The organism is Acinetobacter sp. Res13-Abat-PEC15-P4-01, from assembly GCF_015676285.1.
In the GTDB taxonomy this organism is placed as follows: Bacteria; Pseudomonadota; Gammaproteobacteria; order Pseudomonadales; family Moraxellaceae; genus Acinetobacter; species Acinetobacter nematophilus.
In genome coordinates, this window is record NZ_JADAIN010000020.1 from 100,943 (window position 1) to 117,427 (window position 16,485).

Genomic DNA, 16,485 nt, shown 5'->3' on the forward strand with positions numbered 1-16,485 from the left:
TTGAAGGACTGTCATGGCAATAGCGCAACAAACCACATGGAAACAACGGTTAGAAGCATATTATTATCTATGTCGTTTTGATAAGCCCATTGGAACAGAGCTTGTGTTTTGGCCAACTATGTGGGCGTTATGGATTGCCGCAGAGGGAATTCCAGATATTGTGACCCTGATTGCAATGGTTTTGGGGACGATTTTCATGCGTGCTGCGGGGTGTGCAATCAATGACTTTGCGGACCGTAAAGTCGATGCTCATGTTGAACGCACTAAAAATCGTCCTCTTGCAACTGGTGTGATTTCAGCGAAAGAAGCCGTTTGGGTCTTTATTGCGTTGGTGGCTGCCAGTGCATGTACATTATTTTTCTTACCGATTGCAACCTTTTATTGTGCATTAGCGGGTTTAGTTCTGGCATTTGTTTATCCTTTCATGAAGCGTTATACCCATTTACCTCAAGTGGTGTTGGGAATGGCATTTTCATGGGGCATTCCCATGTCTTTTACTGCAATGGGTAAACCTCTGGGCTGGACATGTTGGTTACTCTATTTCGGTAATCTGGCTTGGACCGTCGCTTATGATACGCAGTATGCCATTACCGATCGGGAATACGATTTAAAAATTGGGGTTAAATCTACCGCCATTCTATTTGGCAAATACGATATAGAAATTATCTCATTATTACAGTTAAGTAGTGTGGTATTGATTGGGGCGGCGCTGTACTTGGAAAATATTTTGCTGCCGATTGGACTGATTGCATTGTTATTGGTTTCGGGAGACTTCATTTATCAGTGGAGTAAAACCAAAGATCGTGATCCACAAAGATGTTTCTGGGCATTTAGGCACAATCGTTGGGTTGGACTGATTATTTTTGTCGGTATTTTTATCGCACTCATTTGATTGGGTTTAAACCGATTGAATTTGATTTAAAGTGTGATAAATCACATAAATTAAAATTAATTATTTGTATTCCCGCATTATTTTACTCTTCAGTTAAAAGCATCCTAGCAAGATGCTTTTTTTTATGTTTAATTAGAAGGGAACACGGAGCTGTTCAAAAAAGAAAAATTTGAGGACTTGGTAATGAAAGTATTATTTAAACGGACACTATTGGCTATTACTTGCGGTTCAGCTTTATTTTTAAGCGCATGTAATGATGATGACAACTGGGATAATTGGAATAGTAATAAAAGTTATGTATCGGAAAGTTCATATAATTTAGACAGCATGAGCGAAGCATCCTCCGTCAAAGTCATGACCTATAATATGCCGAATGTTTTAGGGGAAACAAAAAAAGCCACAGCGATGGTTTTTGTCCCTAAAACGGTAAGACCGGCAGAAGGCTGGAAGGTTGTGGTATGGGAACATGGGACGGTTGGGGTGGGTGATAGCTGTGCACCAAGTCGGAACAAGTTTAATCCACGCTTTAAAAATATGGCAGAAAGCTTATTAAAAGAAGGTTATGTGGTTGTCGCGCCTGATTATGAAGGCTTAGGAACACCAGGTATGCATCCGTATTTGAATTTGAAGAGTGAAGCAAATTCAGCGATTTATGCGGTCAAAGCCTACAAAACTCATTACGGTAGTCAGATCAATGGGCAATGGATGTCGGTGGGTCAGTCTCAAGGTGGGCATGCTTCTTTAGGTACGGCAGAACTTTCCAATAATGATGTCAACTATAGAGGCGCTGTTGCAGGTGCACCTGCTTCAAGTTTAGGTTATATCATTTCTGAAGTAGCGCCATTAGCAATTCAAAAGATACTTTTAGAAGAACAAGCAGGAACCAAACCTGTCGGTACAGCAGTTGAAGTATATGCAGAATTATTGGCCTATGCTGCTTATACCACAGTAGGGATCACTGCTTACGAACCTAAGTTCAACTATCGTGAGATTTTCCAAGAACGTTCTAGAACGATCGCAGAATTCGCTGAAGGTTCTACAGGCGAGAATGGTTTGTGTTTAGATGACTTGCATAACAAGTTTGCGGATGATATTCGTGACTATATCGTTAAAAATGGGGGTAAAACAGTACTTGACTATCCGGGCTTGAGTGGTAATTTCCAAGAAAATCCAACCGTGAAAAAGTTCCTCAGTGATAATCAACCCGCAACCAAGAAAATTAATACACCAGTGATGATTATTCAGGGCACTGCTGATATGGCAGTTCCTTATCCTGTAACGGATGGCTTACAGCAACGTTTAAAAGCTTTAGGGACAGATGTCACTTTCTTACCTGTATTAGATGCAAGTCATACCCAGGCGATTGTTGAAAAGAATCCAGAACTGGTTGCTTTTATTAAAAAGCATATGCCAATCACAAAATAATCTTTTAATGATTGAATGTAGTTGTTGATGAAAAAGCAGAGCTTCGGTAGAGGCTCTGCTTTTTCTTATATTAATGCGTAATAGTTTGTGCTGTTTTTACTGGTGCTTTAACTGACTTTTTACCCAATGACAGATGATTGAAGAAGATATTCAGCATGACTGCTGCAATACAGGTTGTTGTTATACCTGAGTGGAACAGGGTTTGTAATACTTTGGGGAATGCATTAAAAAATTCTGGACTGATCAGGGGAATTAAACCCGCACAAACTGAAACCGCAACAATGATTAAATTGGACTGAATCTGATAATCGACTTTAGAAAGTGTACGAATCCCACTGGCAGCAACACTGCCAAATAAAACAATCCCTGCTCCGCCCAGAACAGGCATTGGAATTGCTGCGACGATACGACCAAAAATAGGCAATAAACCCAAAACCACTAAAATTGCTCCACCTGTTGCCACCACAAAACGACTTTTTACACCTGATATAGCGACCAAGCCAACATTTTGTACAAAGGCACATTGCATAAATGAACCAAATAAAGGGGCAATCGCTGAAGAAAGCATATCGGCTCTTAGACCATTTGCAAGGCGAGCACTGTCCATTGGAGTATCAACAATTTCACCAATCGCCAATAGGCTGGCGGTAGTTTCCGTCAAGATCACAATGCTGACAATACACATGGTTAAAATAGCAGATATTTCAAAAACAGGCAGACCGAAGGCGAATAAATGAGGTAAAGCAAACAGCTCACCTTGAGCCATTTTGGAAAAGTCAGCGACCCCTAAAAAGATTGTAAATATGGTGCCAATGACAATTGCAATCAATACTGCCAGACGAGCCATTGTTGCTGTACCAAAACGACTGATCAATAACAGGATCGCTAGTGTGAATGCCGCAATTCCAATATTTTCTAATGACCCCCACGATGCTGCTTTGGGATTTCCTCCCATAATCCAACGAATAGCAACGGGTAACAGCGAAATCCCGATAATCGTAATGATGGATCCTGTGACAATCGGTGGAAAGAAGCGCACAATTTTTGAGAAAAACGGCGCAATCAACATGCCGAAAATAGAGCTGGCGATGACTGCCCCCAAAATGGTTTGAATATTACCGCCTGTGGTTCCAATTGCGATCATACTTGCGACGGCAGCAAATGAAGTACCCTGTACAATCGGCAGTTTAGCACCCAACCATTTCATGCCTAAGGTCTGTAATAATGTGGCTAACCCCCCGACAAGAATCGAGGCGGTAATTAATAATGCAATCTCGGCTGCATTTAAACCAATGGCTGTCCCGACAACCAATGGGGCAGCAATTAAACCACCATACATGGTGAGTACATGTTGCAGACCAAAAGTCAGGTTTTTTCCTAAACTTAAAACTTCATCTTCAGGTTTGATTTTGTTAATTTCAGCGCTCATATGAAACCCTTTGTGAATTTTTCATCAATGGTTTAGATGAGCAATTTGTATGCCAAACGATAAAATATGATTAGGTTTAGTTTTGTCTGAACAGCGAATGTCTTAAAAGTAGGATGATACGTTCAATATCAAGTCATCCTCCTTCCATAGGCATTCTGTTGAAAAACCTATATAGCAAGATAATTTCTAGATCAATCAAATCATTGCGATAAATATATCGTTTGCTAATTTCAAGCTTGCAATGCCACGCTTTAGATCTAAAGTTTGTTTGCGTAGGCGATGTTTCACTTTTCAGTAAGATGTAAAAAAGATGACAAAAATCTTCTGTTAAGCGAAGTGTACTTCCTATGCTCTCCACTCAATATGGCGACATCGATGTCGCCTCGCGATAGCAAGACCATCTGTGAATCAAGAATACAGAAAACTGATTAAGCAAAACTTTTTAAAAATTTATATGAGAAACATAAAATTGATTGAAGATGAATCGCTTGTATGAAAAATTAGACGGTTTGGCTATAAAAAAACGTATTTTATGCATGCGATTTCAACTTCATTCGGGTATAGATAATAAATTGCAGTGTACCAATCATCAGCACGACAGAAGCAAGTATAAATTGTTGATGATATGAGATACCCCAGTGCTGCAATGCACTAAAACATAAGCCGCCAATCAGTTGAGTAATGGCGAATCCCAGTGTCGCAATACTCCACAACTTTTTATACGCCGCATGATAGAGATTCAAAATAGTATAAGACGTTAAAAATACGACTGCTGGATTAAGCAGTCCTGTAAAAAATGAGGAAATATAAGTAAAAATGGGGTGTATAGAAAAGATCGCGACCAGAATTGCAACTATATATATGCCATATAATATTTTTAAAGCAGTAAAATTGCCAAATTTGCGTGCCAATAAATAAGCACTGATGGCACCTAACGCGCTGCCTGCACCATAGAGAATCCAGTTAAAATTAATCAGATCAAGGCTGAGGTGCAATGTGTTTTTGAGATAGTCAATCCAAAATAACGAGTGGGGTACATAAGCAAAAGCGCTGCATGCGTATACAATTAACACACTTAAACATAAACCATCCATCGAAAAGACCGTATCAGTTTGCACATTGTTCTGATGTAGATACGTTTTAAAACCTTGCAATAAATAAATGGTGATCACACAAATAAAAACTGAGAATGCAAATAGAATCATCCATGCGGATTGGGTGCTAATACGATCAAGGTAAGGCAAAAATAACGTGGCGAATAAAACACCAATCCCGATTCCACTAAAGCCAATAAAATTAATGCTCAGGCGTTGTTCAACTTTACAACATTGTGCAACGATACTGGGTGCAAGGATCATGATTAAGCCGCCACTGATACCTGAAACTATGCGCCATAATACATACCATATTTCGGAAAAACCTGAAAATGCACAACTGAACAGACTGATCGCTCCTGTAGTGAATGCAAACACCAGATAACGAGGCATGCTTGCATTCTGTGGGAGTTTCATTGACCATAAGGCACCGATGAGATAGCCCAGTAAATTGGCGCTGCCTAATAGGCTGGCAAAGCTGCTGTCCCAATGATAGGCAAGGCGCGTAGAGGGTAATAATGCAGTATAGGAAAAACGGAGGATACCAATCGCTAAACAGGTACTCAGACAGAGAAAAACACTCAATTGAAGTTTATTTGAAACAGTCCTGTTCACGGGTATGGCATCCATTTTTCAATCAACTCACCATAAGATGAATTGAAAAAAATGACAATAAATAATCAATATTTAGTTTGGGAATAATCGATCAATTGGTAAAATACAGTAAACACCAGCTAGATTGTTTGGGTCTCAATTCAAATAAGATATTTATGGATCAATTTAGTTGGCATCGACAGGGTCACCGATGGTGTAATAATGCCCACCTGCAACATGATGCAAACTTTTCCACTCAGCATCTGCTTCATGATAATACCAGTGACCGTTGCGGAAAACTCGGTCATCTGCATAAGCAGCTACCACTTTGCCAATAAATAAATCATGTTCTTGCTGATTGTGGGGTTCTGGAATCAACTCACAGATCAGCCAGGCTGCACAGTCTTCTACGGCAGGCAGGTCAAAACCCTCAAACTTGAATAGGGGTGTTTCACAATGGGGCAATTTTTCTGGATCATGAAATTGACTGATTGAACCCAGTTTTTGTACCAGCTTTAGTTGCTTTAATGTGGGAATTTGGATAATGAAATAGCCTGATTTTTCAATTAATAATCGTGTTTTTGTACTTTTATCCAAAACAACACTTAATTTGGCAGGTACGAGTTCCAACGCACACGCCCATGCAGCAGCCATGACATTCTGTTCATTTTCATGTTGTGCAGAAACCAATACTGTGGGACCGTGATTTAACAGACGATATGCTTTCGAAAGTTCAACAGTTTGGAGATGTTGATTCATGTCATTACCTATATGGAGAGCTTATTCATTATTTGCACAAGCTTATATGAAATTCGTATGAGTAAAATAAGATATTGTTTTTACTGCTGATTATCGTTTGCTAAAAACCAACACTTAAATCACTAAAAGTGCTAAATGCTATTGGATATTTCACAAAAAGTTTATAATAAAACGATCAAAACTATTGGAACTCGAATGAACTATACGCTCATTTTGAATATTGTCATATTCATTGCCTTAATCATACTGTTAATGCAAACCAGAAAGACAGATTGGAGTCTGGCTAAAAAAGTGTTTGCCGGTTTGTGTCTAGGTGTTGTATTTGGGCTGGGATTACATTGGGTTTATGGTACAAATTCTGCAATTTTAACTGAATCTATTCAATGGTTTAATATCGTAGGAAATGGCTATGTAAAGCTTTTACAGATGGTTGTAATGCCATTGGTTTTGGTTTCAATATTGAGTGCCGTGATCAAACTACATAATGCTTCATCACTGGGTAAAATCAGTGTAATAAGTATTGGAACATTGCTGATAACAACCTTTATTGCTGCACTGGTTGGTGTTTTTGTAACCAATCTTTTTGGTTTAAGTGCAGCAGGTTTGGTACAAGGTACACAGGAAACAGCACGACTGGAAGCAATTCAAACGGATTATATCGGTAAAGTCACTGATCTAAATGTACCAGATTTCATTTTATCCTTTTTGCCGACCAATCCTTTTGCTGAGTTGACGGGTGCACACCCGACATCCATTATTAGTGTGGTTATTTTTGCAACTTTACTGGGGCTGGCAGGTTTAAATCTGATCAGAGATGATGCTGAAAAAGGACAGCGTATTGTCACGGCGATTGATACTTTACAGGCTTGGGTCATGAAGCTGGTGCGCTTGGTGATGACGCTTACGCCTTATGGTGTATTTGCCTTAATCACGAAAGTGGTCGCGAGCTCTAATGCAGCAGACATGGTTAATCTGGGCGGTTTCCTGGTAGCATCCTATTTAGGGTTGGCAATCATGTTTGGGGTACATGCATTGATCTTATTATTTACTGGTGTTAATCCGATTCGTTTTTTTAAAAAGGTTTTACCCGTATTGACTTTTGCATTTACCAGTCGTTCAAGCGCAGCCAGTATTCCTTTAAATATTGAAGCACAGACACGCCGTTTGGGTATACCTGAGTCAATCGCCAGTTTTTCAGCATCGTTTGGTACAACCATAGGACAAAATGGTTGCGCAGGTTTATATCCGGCAATGCTTGCGGTGATGGTTGCACCGACAGTAGGGATTAATCCACTTGATCCAGTGTGGATTTTGACTTTGGTGTGTGTGGTTACATTAAGTTCGATTGGTGTTGCCGGTGTCGGTGGTGGTGCAACGTTTGCTGCGCTGATCGTGTTACCCATTATGGGCTTGCCGGTAACTTTAGTGGCGTTGTTAATCTCCATTGAGCCTCTGATTGACATGGGCCGTACAGCATTGAATGTCGATGGCTCAATGACTGCAGGTGTGGTCACTAGTCAATTAATGGGACAGACGGACCAATCTATTTTACTTTCAGATGAACAAGAAGACTTGCAGCATAGTTAATTTGAATGTATTGAAAATTTTGAAAAGGCATCTTTAACAAAAGATGCCTTTTTTATAAGATCTTTAATCTGCTGAAAAATGCATTCCGTAAAATATAATTTCTATAAATCAATAAAATCCATGTGAAATGGTATGAACGAGTTGTTGCTGAAAAACTTCATGTCATAGATAAAGTATTGATTAGATATCATCATGTTCACTGTTTGATTTCTAGTGAGCTGCTTGATTACATTCTGCCAATTCTTTAGAGTTTTTTGTCCAGATCTTGCCTGCGCTGTTCTTATAAAAACTGATTTTTCCAATTCGAGAGACCAAGCTTTGGCATGAGTCAAGCGATAGCTGATTGCCCCATGGTCCAGTCATTCGACAGACTGAACCATTGCATTTCCAAACAACATTCGGACCGTTTTCGATGGGAACGGTCACTGTTCCTTGATGTGTCGATCCTGCAATCCAAATGGTATCGGATGCAATGGCCAAGGGTGAAAAGAGTAACCAACTGGTGATTAAGATGCTTTTGAGGGTGGTTTGCATATTCTTCATTGTTTTTGCCTATTTATTGGAATATGAAAAGTTATAGTCCTGAAAGAATATAATGTACATAGTCGTCTTGTGAATCAAAAGTTTCATGCATCAAATATTTTTTGTACCCATTTTTATACTTAAATTGTATCTGTAATCATTTTTTTAGTTGACCTAGAATGTGTGAAAATAAGGAGTCTCTGTGATGAAAATGTACCAAGTTGATGCTTTTACACAACAATTATTTAAAGGAAATCCTGCTGCAGTTTTGGTTTTAGATGAATGGCTTGATCATGCATTGATGCAGAATATTGCCCTAGAAAATAATTTGGCAGAAACGGCATTTGTCAAAAGAATCGATGATGAAAACTATCAGATTCGTTGGTTTACGCCAAAAGTTGAAGTGGATTTTTGTGGACATGCCACATTAGCATCAGCATTTGTTTTATTTAAAGATTACACCTCAGCAAAAACAATTCGTTTTCATGTGAAAGAGTTGGGTATTTTTACCATTCAACAAGCCGATGATGGCAAAATTCAAATGAATTTTCCTCTTCGTACCCCCCAGAAAGTATCGGAATATCCTGAACTGCTCAATCATGTGATTGATAAGCCATTCAAAGAGGTATATTTAAATGCGCAGGCTTATATTTTAGTCTGTGAATCGGCACAAGATGTGATTGATGCACAACCAAATTTGATCAACATCACACGGATTGCAGAACAATACAGCGTGAGTACAGCATTTACCGCAAGCTCAGGGGGCTACGATGTGACCATTACTGCCGCATCTGATCAATATGATTATGTTGCTCGCTATTTTGCACCACACAAAGGGATCAATGAAGATCCCGTAACAGGTTCCATGCATACAGGTTTAGCGCCATTATGGGCCGAAAAATTAGCAAAAAATCAATTGATCGGCTATCAGGCTTCTGAGCGTGGTGGAACATTATTCTGCAACCTTCAAACAGACAATCGTATTGAGATTTCAGGTTATGCTCAATTGTACATGCAAGCGGAGATATTTATTTAAGTCAATTTTGTCGTATTGACAAACTTATGCTTACAAAGGCAGTTGAAATAAACAGCTATATTTTCAAAACTTAACTATAAATTATGTTCAGGATTTTTTAAGATGTCTAACTTATAAATGTTTAAAATTTAAAAAATTCTGGATTCTTTTATGCTTATGCGGTTGAAAAAACTCACATTCTCTCTCTGTATTCTTGGTTTTAGTGCGTCAGCATTGACTCAAACTGTTCTGGTTAAATCTGATCATAATATTGAAGAATATAAGCTGGAGAATGGTTTTCGGGTTTTACTTGCACCAAATGACAAAGAAAATAAAGTTTTTATGAACACCGTATATTTAACGGGTTCTTTAAATGATCCTCAAGGTAAAGGTGGTTTGGCTCATCTACTTGAGCATTTGGCTTTTAAAGGTACACAAGATGTAAAGGGTGAGGAATTTCAACGCCGTTTAGATCAGTACACCTTAATGACCAACGCAAGCACTGATTATTATTCCACTAAATATACCAATATCGTTCGTCCAGACCAAAACATTTTAAATGAAGTGATCTATTTAGAATCACAGCGTATGGATAAATTGGTACTTCAAGAGAAGTTTGTTCCATCTGAAATTAATATCGTCATGCGTGAGCGTGAAGTGCGCATGGATCAGCCTTTTGCTGTATTAATGGATCAAATGTGGAAAGCAGCCTACGGCAATCAATCTTTGGGTCGTTTACCGATCGGTGATTTATCCGAATTACAGTCGATCAAAATGAGCGAACTCAATAAATTCTATAAAGATTGGTATGCACCTAATAATGCAGTCATGGTGATTTCAGGTAAATTTGACAAGGCTGAGGTTTTAAAAGCTATCGATAAAAATTTTAGCTCGATTCCTGCACGTCAAATCCCGCAACAAGCACAAGTGCCATTATTAGATTCTGCGAAAATTAAAAATCGTGAGTTCACCGTTAAAAAGGGCAGCGATCTTGCAAAATTCAATATCTATATGAATGGTAAAAATGAGAAAATTCAACCTGCATTAGCACTGGCACCTTATCTTTATACTTTACAACCAAGCGGACATCTTTACTCCAGTATGGTTGAAACTGGCATTGCGACTAATGTTCAGTCAACAACATGGTTGGATGACGATTTTAATTTGGTCTTTATGGGGGCAATTTATGCACCGAATCATGACGCCAAAAAAATTGATCAATCCTTGATTTCTGGTGTAGAACAGAATCCTAGCTTCAATGATGTCGAATTAAAACGTGTTAAAAACTTAATTCAGAATGCACACGATAATCTAATGAGCAGTGCGACTGCTGTTGGAGGCATGCTCAGCGATTACGTGGTGACTTCACATGGTGACTGGTCGCAATATTTCAAGGATCAACAACGCATTCAAAATTTGACTGTGAATGAAACCAATTCAACCTTAAAGTCGTTCTTAACCCAACAACATCGTTTCCATGGTGATATCCAGCCTACACCGGAAGACCAGAAAAAAGCCTTAGAACAAAAACAAGCAACGGAAAAGCCGAAGACACTTGATCAACAGGCAGCGGCTGTCGAGCCTCTGAAAGATGTCAGTGTTTATCAAGCTGAAGTTGCACAGTACGTGCAACAGTCAAAACAGTACCTAGAGGCCACTGAGAAAAAGATCCAACGTGGAACGTTGAAAAATGGAATGCAGTATGCTTTGTTCCCAACATCTACACGTGATGATAAAACCTATGCCACCATTGAGGTGAATTTTGGTACGGCAGAGGCTTTAAAAAATAAATCGCAGATTTTGGACTTTATGGCTTATTTATTGTTGCGTGCATCAGAGCAATATAGCTTACAGAATATTGCAGATAAAACCATTGAAGCGGGTGGTGATGCAACTGCCGCAGCAATTGACAATGGCATCACCATTCAAATTTCTGCGAAAAAAGAAAAATTTGAAGATTTCTTCAAATATATCGTATCTGTAATGAAGAATCCTAAATTTGAGCAATCACAATTTGATCTGATTAAATTACAAAGCCTTTCCAGCCTAGACCGTCCATATACTGAGCCTGAAACAGTTTCATCCTTAACAATAGCCCGTCTATTGGAAACCTATCAACCAGGTGATTTGCGTTATCATTTTGAACCTGAACTGGCAAAGCAGCAGATTCAAGCGGCAACAAATCAACAGGTGATTGACCTATATAAAAAGTATTTTGCTATGGACCACGGCTTTATTTCAGTGACAGGGCAATATGATGCCAAAGCTATGCAAAAGTTACTGAACCAACAGTTTGGAAATTGGACAGGCAAGCAGCCATACCAACGCTTATCCACTGAATTTAATACTTACAAAGCGCAAAAAGTACATGCACTTTCAGAACAGCGTGAATTTGGCAGCTATCAGGCTTTGCAAACCCTACCTGTGGGTGTGGACAATAAAGATGCAGCCGCGTTAATTGTGTTTAGCTATATTCTTGGTGATTCCCAGTTATCTTCTCGTTTAGGACAGGAATTACGTGAGAAGAATGCCTTGGTTTACGGTTTTGGCAGTCAACTCAACTTGGATTCTTTTAACGATGCAGGCGCTTTGTCGATCGAAGCTAATTATACCGCAGGAAAATCTGCGGAAGTATCCCAAGTGGTTCGCAAAGTGCTGAATGATTTATTAACGACAGGGGTAACCACACAAGAGTTAGAAGCAGCAAAAGCCAATATCATGAAGCAACGTGTGACCTCACTGGAAGACGAGCGAATCATTCACCGTATGCTCAACAGTCAGCTTGAGCGCAACAAAAAGATGGATAGTCGTGGTTTACGTGATCAAGAATTTGCCAAGCTGACTAAAGCCGATGTCGATGCTGCAATTAAAAAATACATCAAACCAGAGCAATTGGTTGAAGTTATGGCAGATCAATATGGTCAAGCCCAAAAAGGTATAAATTGATCGTCTAATTTCGGTATTGTATACGTCAAGTTATAGGGTCTGTTATCAGGCCCTATACGTGTATGGTTTTTTGTTCTATAAATGCGAAGAAGAACAAAAAAAGAATGAAAACAATGTCAATGATTGATAATTTGCTGAGTATTTCAATGCAACTATGAGAAGATTTTGTTCAGTCACCAAACTTACTTGAAGCTTATGTGTAGGGTGATCAAAAAGACCGTCAATCATAGACCCTAGATCTGGATAAGACATGCCATTCATTTTATCTTAAATGGAGATTCTTATGGAGGACAGGGGCCTTTAGCAATCGTATTTTTGGCGGTAAACAGATCGGTGAGGATTTAGGGATAGGTCCAGCCAGATATTTAACAGCAGAGCAAGTGATGCAAGTTGCGAATGCAGTAGCGTTGGTGAGTGATCGTCAGTTTACAGCACAATATGATCTTGATGCCTTGGGTGAGGGTGGTATTTATCCGAATATGGGGATGAAGACAGTGAGGCAGGGTTAAACTATATTTTGCCGTATTTTCAAGACTTAAAACAGTTCTGCCAAGAGGCGGTCCTTAGAAATCAGGCTGTGTTGTTTTATATTCAATAATCAATAAAAAACCGAAGCGTTGACCTCGGTTCTTTATTTTAATTATTGAAAATTAAAACTTATTTTTCAACAAATGCCCGTTCGATTACGTAGTCGCCCAATACGCCCATTTTTGGAGATTCTTTAAGACCGTGTTGATCCAATAATGCCACAACGTCATCAAGAAATGCAGGGCTACCGCATAACATTGCACGGTCAGTCTCTGGATTAAAACGAGGTAAACCGATTTTTTCAAATAATTCGCCTGTTTCAATTGCAGTCGTTACACGCCCTTGTGTATGAAACTCTTCACGCGTTACTGTTGGATAGTAAATCAATTTATCTTTAATGCCTAACTCTTCAAAGAACTCATTGTTTGGAAGTTCATTGAGAATAAGATCTTGATAAGCCAATTCAGAAATAAAACGTGTACCGTGAACAACAATCACTTTCTCAAAACGTTCATAAGTTTCAGGATCACGAATAGTTGACAAGAATGGCGCAAGTCCAGTTCCTGAAGAAAGGAGATAAAGATTCTTGCCTGGATTTAAATCGTCAAGGACTAAAGTTCCAGTTGGCTTTTTCGAAACCAAGATTTCATCGCCAACTTTTACTTTTTGTAAAATAGACGTCAAAGGACCATCAGGTACTTTGATTGAGAAAAACTCTAATTCTTCTTCGTAGTTAGCGCTGGCAATTGAATATGCGCGCATTAAAGGCTTACCATTGACTTCAAGACCAATCATCACAAATTGACCATTTTTAAAACGTAATGCAGTATCACGTGTGGTCTTAAAACTGAATAAAGTGTCATTCCAGTGGTGTACGTGAGTAATCTTTTCGACGTTGAAAGCAGCCATTAAAGGTCTCAATAAATTATCAAATTAGAACAGCTTGCTATTCTAATCTAAAATCATTCTCGATAAACTGAATATATTTAATTGAGCTTATCAGAAAAAATGATTATGACGGAGTTAAGTGTTCCAATTATTGCCATTATGCATTCCCCTTATGTTGAAAAATTTGGCATTCCCCGGCAACCGAATTTGGTTCAGGTCGAATCTTTTATCGAAATGCTCGCCCCTTATAATGTTATGGAAGCATTTGAAGGAATTGAAGAATTTAGTCATTTGTGGCTGATCTGGCAGTTTCATGACAATAAAAATCAACAACAGAATAAATTTCGACCTCAAGTGCGTCCACCACGGTTAGGCGGAAATAAGAAAATCGGGGTATTTGCGACACGCAGTATGTATCGTCCTGCACCTGTTGGATTGTCGGTCGTTCAACTCAAACAGGTCAAGAAAGTGGGCAATACTGTTCGTATTTATGTGACAGGAAGTGATTTATTAGATGGCACACCGATTTTAGACATCAAACCTTATATTCAGTATTCTGATGCTGTATTGGATGCACAAAGCGGTTATGCACACGATCGACCTGTACTCAAGAATGTTTATTGGTCAGAACAGGCACATCAATCAAAAACAGGTTTATTGCAACATGCAAAAATTGATGAGCAATATATTGCAGAACTGGAGTCAGTATTGGCACTGGATCCACGTCCAGCCTATCAAGATGATGAGCAAAGAATTTATGGGATGCGCTTTGGTCAGTTAAACATCAAATTTAGCTGTCGTGATGATGCTGTTGTTATCCAAGAAATCACGCCTGAATAAGCATGCTTAAATTCAATGAGATGAATATATTGCTGAATCATATAAAGCATTCTATGCCACGCTTTAGCTCTCAAGTCTGAATAGATTTTCGTCGATGAAATTTCACTTCTCGTAGAGGCAGAAAAATCTGACGCTGCAAACAAAGCCATGCTTTGTTTTTATGTATGTTGAGCAGGGGATATATCCTATATTCCCGCTCAACATGACAACATCCATAGCGTTGCACGATAGGAAACCAACCTTGATTCAAAAAAATGAAAAATATGAATTATACAAAGCTTCCAAAAGTTTGTATAAAAAGCTTAAAGTTCATTCGGGATGAACTTTTGAAATCAAAATACTTGTGTGAACAATCGAGCAGTTTGATTATGTTTAAAAAATACAATACTGAATAAAATTCATTTTTGCTTGGATTTTTATATTAATCTCAAAATTAAATCGCCTGATCTATGCTGCCGTTTATCTCACTATTTTGCTTTGTTGAGTGCGCTTTACTGCAATGTACTGATTTGGGCAAAGTCGAGTAGGTCTTGTTGAGATTGTTGTAAAATACGTTGTTTTTCCGCGGCAATCCAGCCCAAGGCAAACCAAACTTGTGGTTGGCTTTTAACCAATTTTATTAAAATCTCTTCAGCCACGATTAAATCATTGTATAGACCTAAGCTTTCTTGAGCAGGTTTGATTGCCTTTAAGTATTTTTTTATCGTTGATTTATCATATAAGGATGCAATAAATTCAACGCTATAGCGTAAACGTTTTAAATCTTTACGGGTTTTATGACGGGCTTCAATATCTAGGTTTAGGTAATTTTCAGCGTCTATTTGAATTTTTCGATGTAATTTACTGATTTTTTTTAATGCTAATTTGTGTATGGACGTTTTACTTTTCTCATGTGATTCTTGTTCGATAAATTGGATCAATGACAGAATCAAATAATTAAAATTAAATGATCGAAATAATTTGGTTAATTTATGGGGATCAACGGTCTGTGATTCAGGCAGCTTAAATTTTGGTGCACTAACAGCGTCAAGTTGGGGTAAAAGTTCTTCACGAATCACATCTAAATCTCGTGCTGAACCCAACTGTCTAAACAGTTCAGTTAACTGTGTTTGCCAAGTTGGATCAATATGCAAGGACCAACTTGAAAAAGTTTTAATTGCACTACGTAAACGTCGAATAGCAACACGCGCCTGATGAACATGCTTGGAATCAAAGTTAGCAGATGCAATCGCCGTGCTGTTGGGAAGCAGATGATTCAGACAGTTATTAAATATCTTTTTTAATGCTATTTCAGGTGTGTCTTTTGCATTTAAGTTTAAAGGTGTTTGAAATTGTACGGGATTTTCTCGGATGCTTTGTGCCAATTGAAAACCTTGTTGTGCTTTACTACGGACATCGAGCCATAAGCCATAGCGTTTGACACGGGGTAATATAAACGAAACCAGATCTTGTACCGTGCCTTGTTTTAATTCAAATTCAAGTTCATGTAAAGCTAAACTGTCATGTTGGGTAATGATTTGACCTTGGTCATAACTCACTTCAATTTGACTATTTTGAAACTGGAAAGTACTTAATTTTCTATCAATGTCAGTTTGAAACTGAATCTCAAGCACAGTTTTATGTTGCGCTAGTATGGATTGAACGCTTTTAGCAATCTGTTTGTTTTTTAAGTAATCTTCAATATTCAGTTCAATTTCATCTGTTCCTAAATCATGTTCAAACTCAGCGCGTTTTAGCTTTTGTTCAGTAGGCAGTTTCAGGGTTTGTACCCATTGATCATTTTCGAGCCGTTGACGAAGCGAAATAGAATGTTGCGACAATATAAAAGTAGGTGTGTCGAAATACTTTGCTTGTAGATGTAAGCTTCGATCATTTTTTCTTTGAAATGCTTTAATGAGAGCATCTTGCTTTTCTTGTGGAATCTGGAATTTTAATTCGATTTCAAACATCTTCATGTTCTCATTTT

At 38.5% G+C, this 16,485-nt stretch carries 12 protein-coding genes and 1 pseudogene; 7 read left to right on the top strand and 6 right to left on the bottom strand.

What is annotated here, in order from left to right; genetic code table 11:
• Positions 1-13: 13 nt before the first annotated feature.
• Together ubiA and IMO47_RS07570 are read left to right on the top strand one after the other, a co-directional pair.
• Complete coding sequence (ubiA, locus tag IMO47_RS07565) at positions 14-892, top strand: 4-hydroxybenzoate octaprenyltransferase (RefSeq protein ID WP_196075224.1); 879 nt, start codon at positions 14-16, stop codon at positions 890-892.
• Between the two features lie 183 nt (positions 893-1,075).
• Positions 1,076-2,317, top strand: coding sequence for a lipase family protein (locus IMO47_RS07570; RefSeq protein ID WP_196075225.1), 1,242 nt, complete (start codon positions 1,076-1,078; stop codon positions 2,315-2,317).
• Between the two features lie 70 nt (positions 2,318-2,387).
• Here IMO47_RS07570 and IMO47_RS07575 read toward each other — a convergent pair whose 3' ends face one another.
• From IMO47_RS07575 to IMO47_RS07585, 3 genes are all read right to left on the bottom strand, one after another.
• On the bottom strand, positions 2,388-3,746 hold the full coding sequence (locus IMO47_RS07575; RefSeq protein WP_196075226.1) for a nucleobase:cation symporter-2 family protein: 1,359 nt from the start codon (positions 3,744-3,746) through the stop codon (positions 2,388-2,390).
• 530 nt (positions 3,747-4,276) lie between these two features.
• Positions 4,277-5,470 carry a YbfB/YjiJ family MFS transporter gene (locus IMO47_RS07580; RefSeq protein WP_196075227.1) on the bottom strand — a complete coding sequence of 398 codons (1,194 nt, stop codon included), beginning with the start codon at positions 5,468-5,470 and terminating at the stop codon, positions 4,277-4,279.
• A gap of 150 nt (positions 5,471-5,620) precedes the next feature.
• A complete protein-coding gene (locus IMO47_RS07585) occupies positions 5,621-6,193 on the bottom strand; it encodes a flavin reductase family protein (RefSeq protein WP_196075228.1) in 573 nt (190 codons plus the stop codon).
• A 195-nt stretch (positions 6,194-6,388) separates the two neighbouring features.
• Here IMO47_RS07585 and IMO47_RS07590 point away from each other — a divergent pair, with 195 nt between their 5' ends.
• Entirely contained in the window at positions 6,389-7,780 is a 1,392-nt protein-coding gene (locus tag IMO47_RS07590) for an L-cystine transporter (protein WP_196075229.1), read from the top strand.
• Between the two features lie 210 nt (positions 7,781-7,990).
• Here the strand turns inward: IMO47_RS07590 and IMO47_RS07595 are convergent, their stop codons facing one another.
• A complete protein-coding gene (locus IMO47_RS07595) occupies positions 7,991-8,323 on the bottom strand; it encodes a hypothetical protein (RefSeq protein ID WP_196075230.1) in 333 nt (110 codons plus the stop codon).
• A 184-nt stretch (positions 8,324-8,507) separates the two neighbouring features.
• On the opposite strand from IMO47_RS07595, the gene IMO47_RS07600 reads away from it, so the two are divergent.
• The 3 genes and pseudogenes from IMO47_RS07600 (at position 8,508) to IMO47_RS19595 (ending at position 12,861) form a co-directional block, all read left to right on the top strand.
• Positions 8,508-9,338, top strand: a complete 831-nt coding sequence (locus IMO47_RS07600; protein ID WP_196075231.1) for a PhzF family phenazine biosynthesis protein — start codon at positions 8,508-8,510, stop codon at positions 9,336-9,338.
• Between the two features lie 150 nt (positions 9,339-9,488).
• Positions 9,489-12,263, top strand: coding sequence for a pitrilysin family protein (locus IMO47_RS07605; protein WP_196075232.1), 2,775 nt, complete (start codon positions 9,489-9,491; stop codon positions 12,261-12,263).
• Positions 12,264-12,610: 347 nt separating this feature from the next.
• A pseudogene (locus tag IMO47_RS19595) lies at positions 12,611-12,861 on the top strand (DUF1877 family protein).
• Between the two features lie 59 nt (positions 12,862-12,920).
• On the opposite strand, the gene IMO47_RS07615 reads toward IMO47_RS19595, so the two are convergent.
• Complete coding sequence (locus tag IMO47_RS07615) at positions 12,921-13,700, bottom strand: ferredoxin--NADP reductase (protein WP_196075233.1); 780 nt, start codon at positions 13,698-13,700, stop codon at positions 12,921-12,923.
• A gap of 99 nt (positions 13,701-13,799) precedes the next feature.
• Between IMO47_RS07615 and tsaA the strand changes: the two genes are divergently transcribed.
• A complete protein-coding gene (gene tsaA, locus IMO47_RS07620) occupies positions 13,800-14,519 on the top strand; it encodes a tRNA (N6-threonylcarbamoyladenosine(37)-N6)-methyltransferase TrmO (RefSeq protein ID WP_196075234.1) in 720 nt (239 codons plus the stop codon).
• A 491-nt stretch (positions 14,520-15,010) separates the two neighbouring features.
• Here the strand turns inward: tsaA and IMO47_RS07625 are convergent, their stop codons facing one another.
• On the bottom strand, positions 15,011-16,468 hold the full coding sequence (locus tag IMO47_RS07625) for a CYTH and CHAD domain-containing protein (protein WP_196075235.1): 1,458 nt from the start codon (positions 16,466-16,468) through the stop codon (positions 15,011-15,013).
• Positions 16,469-16,485: the final 17 nt, after the last annotated feature.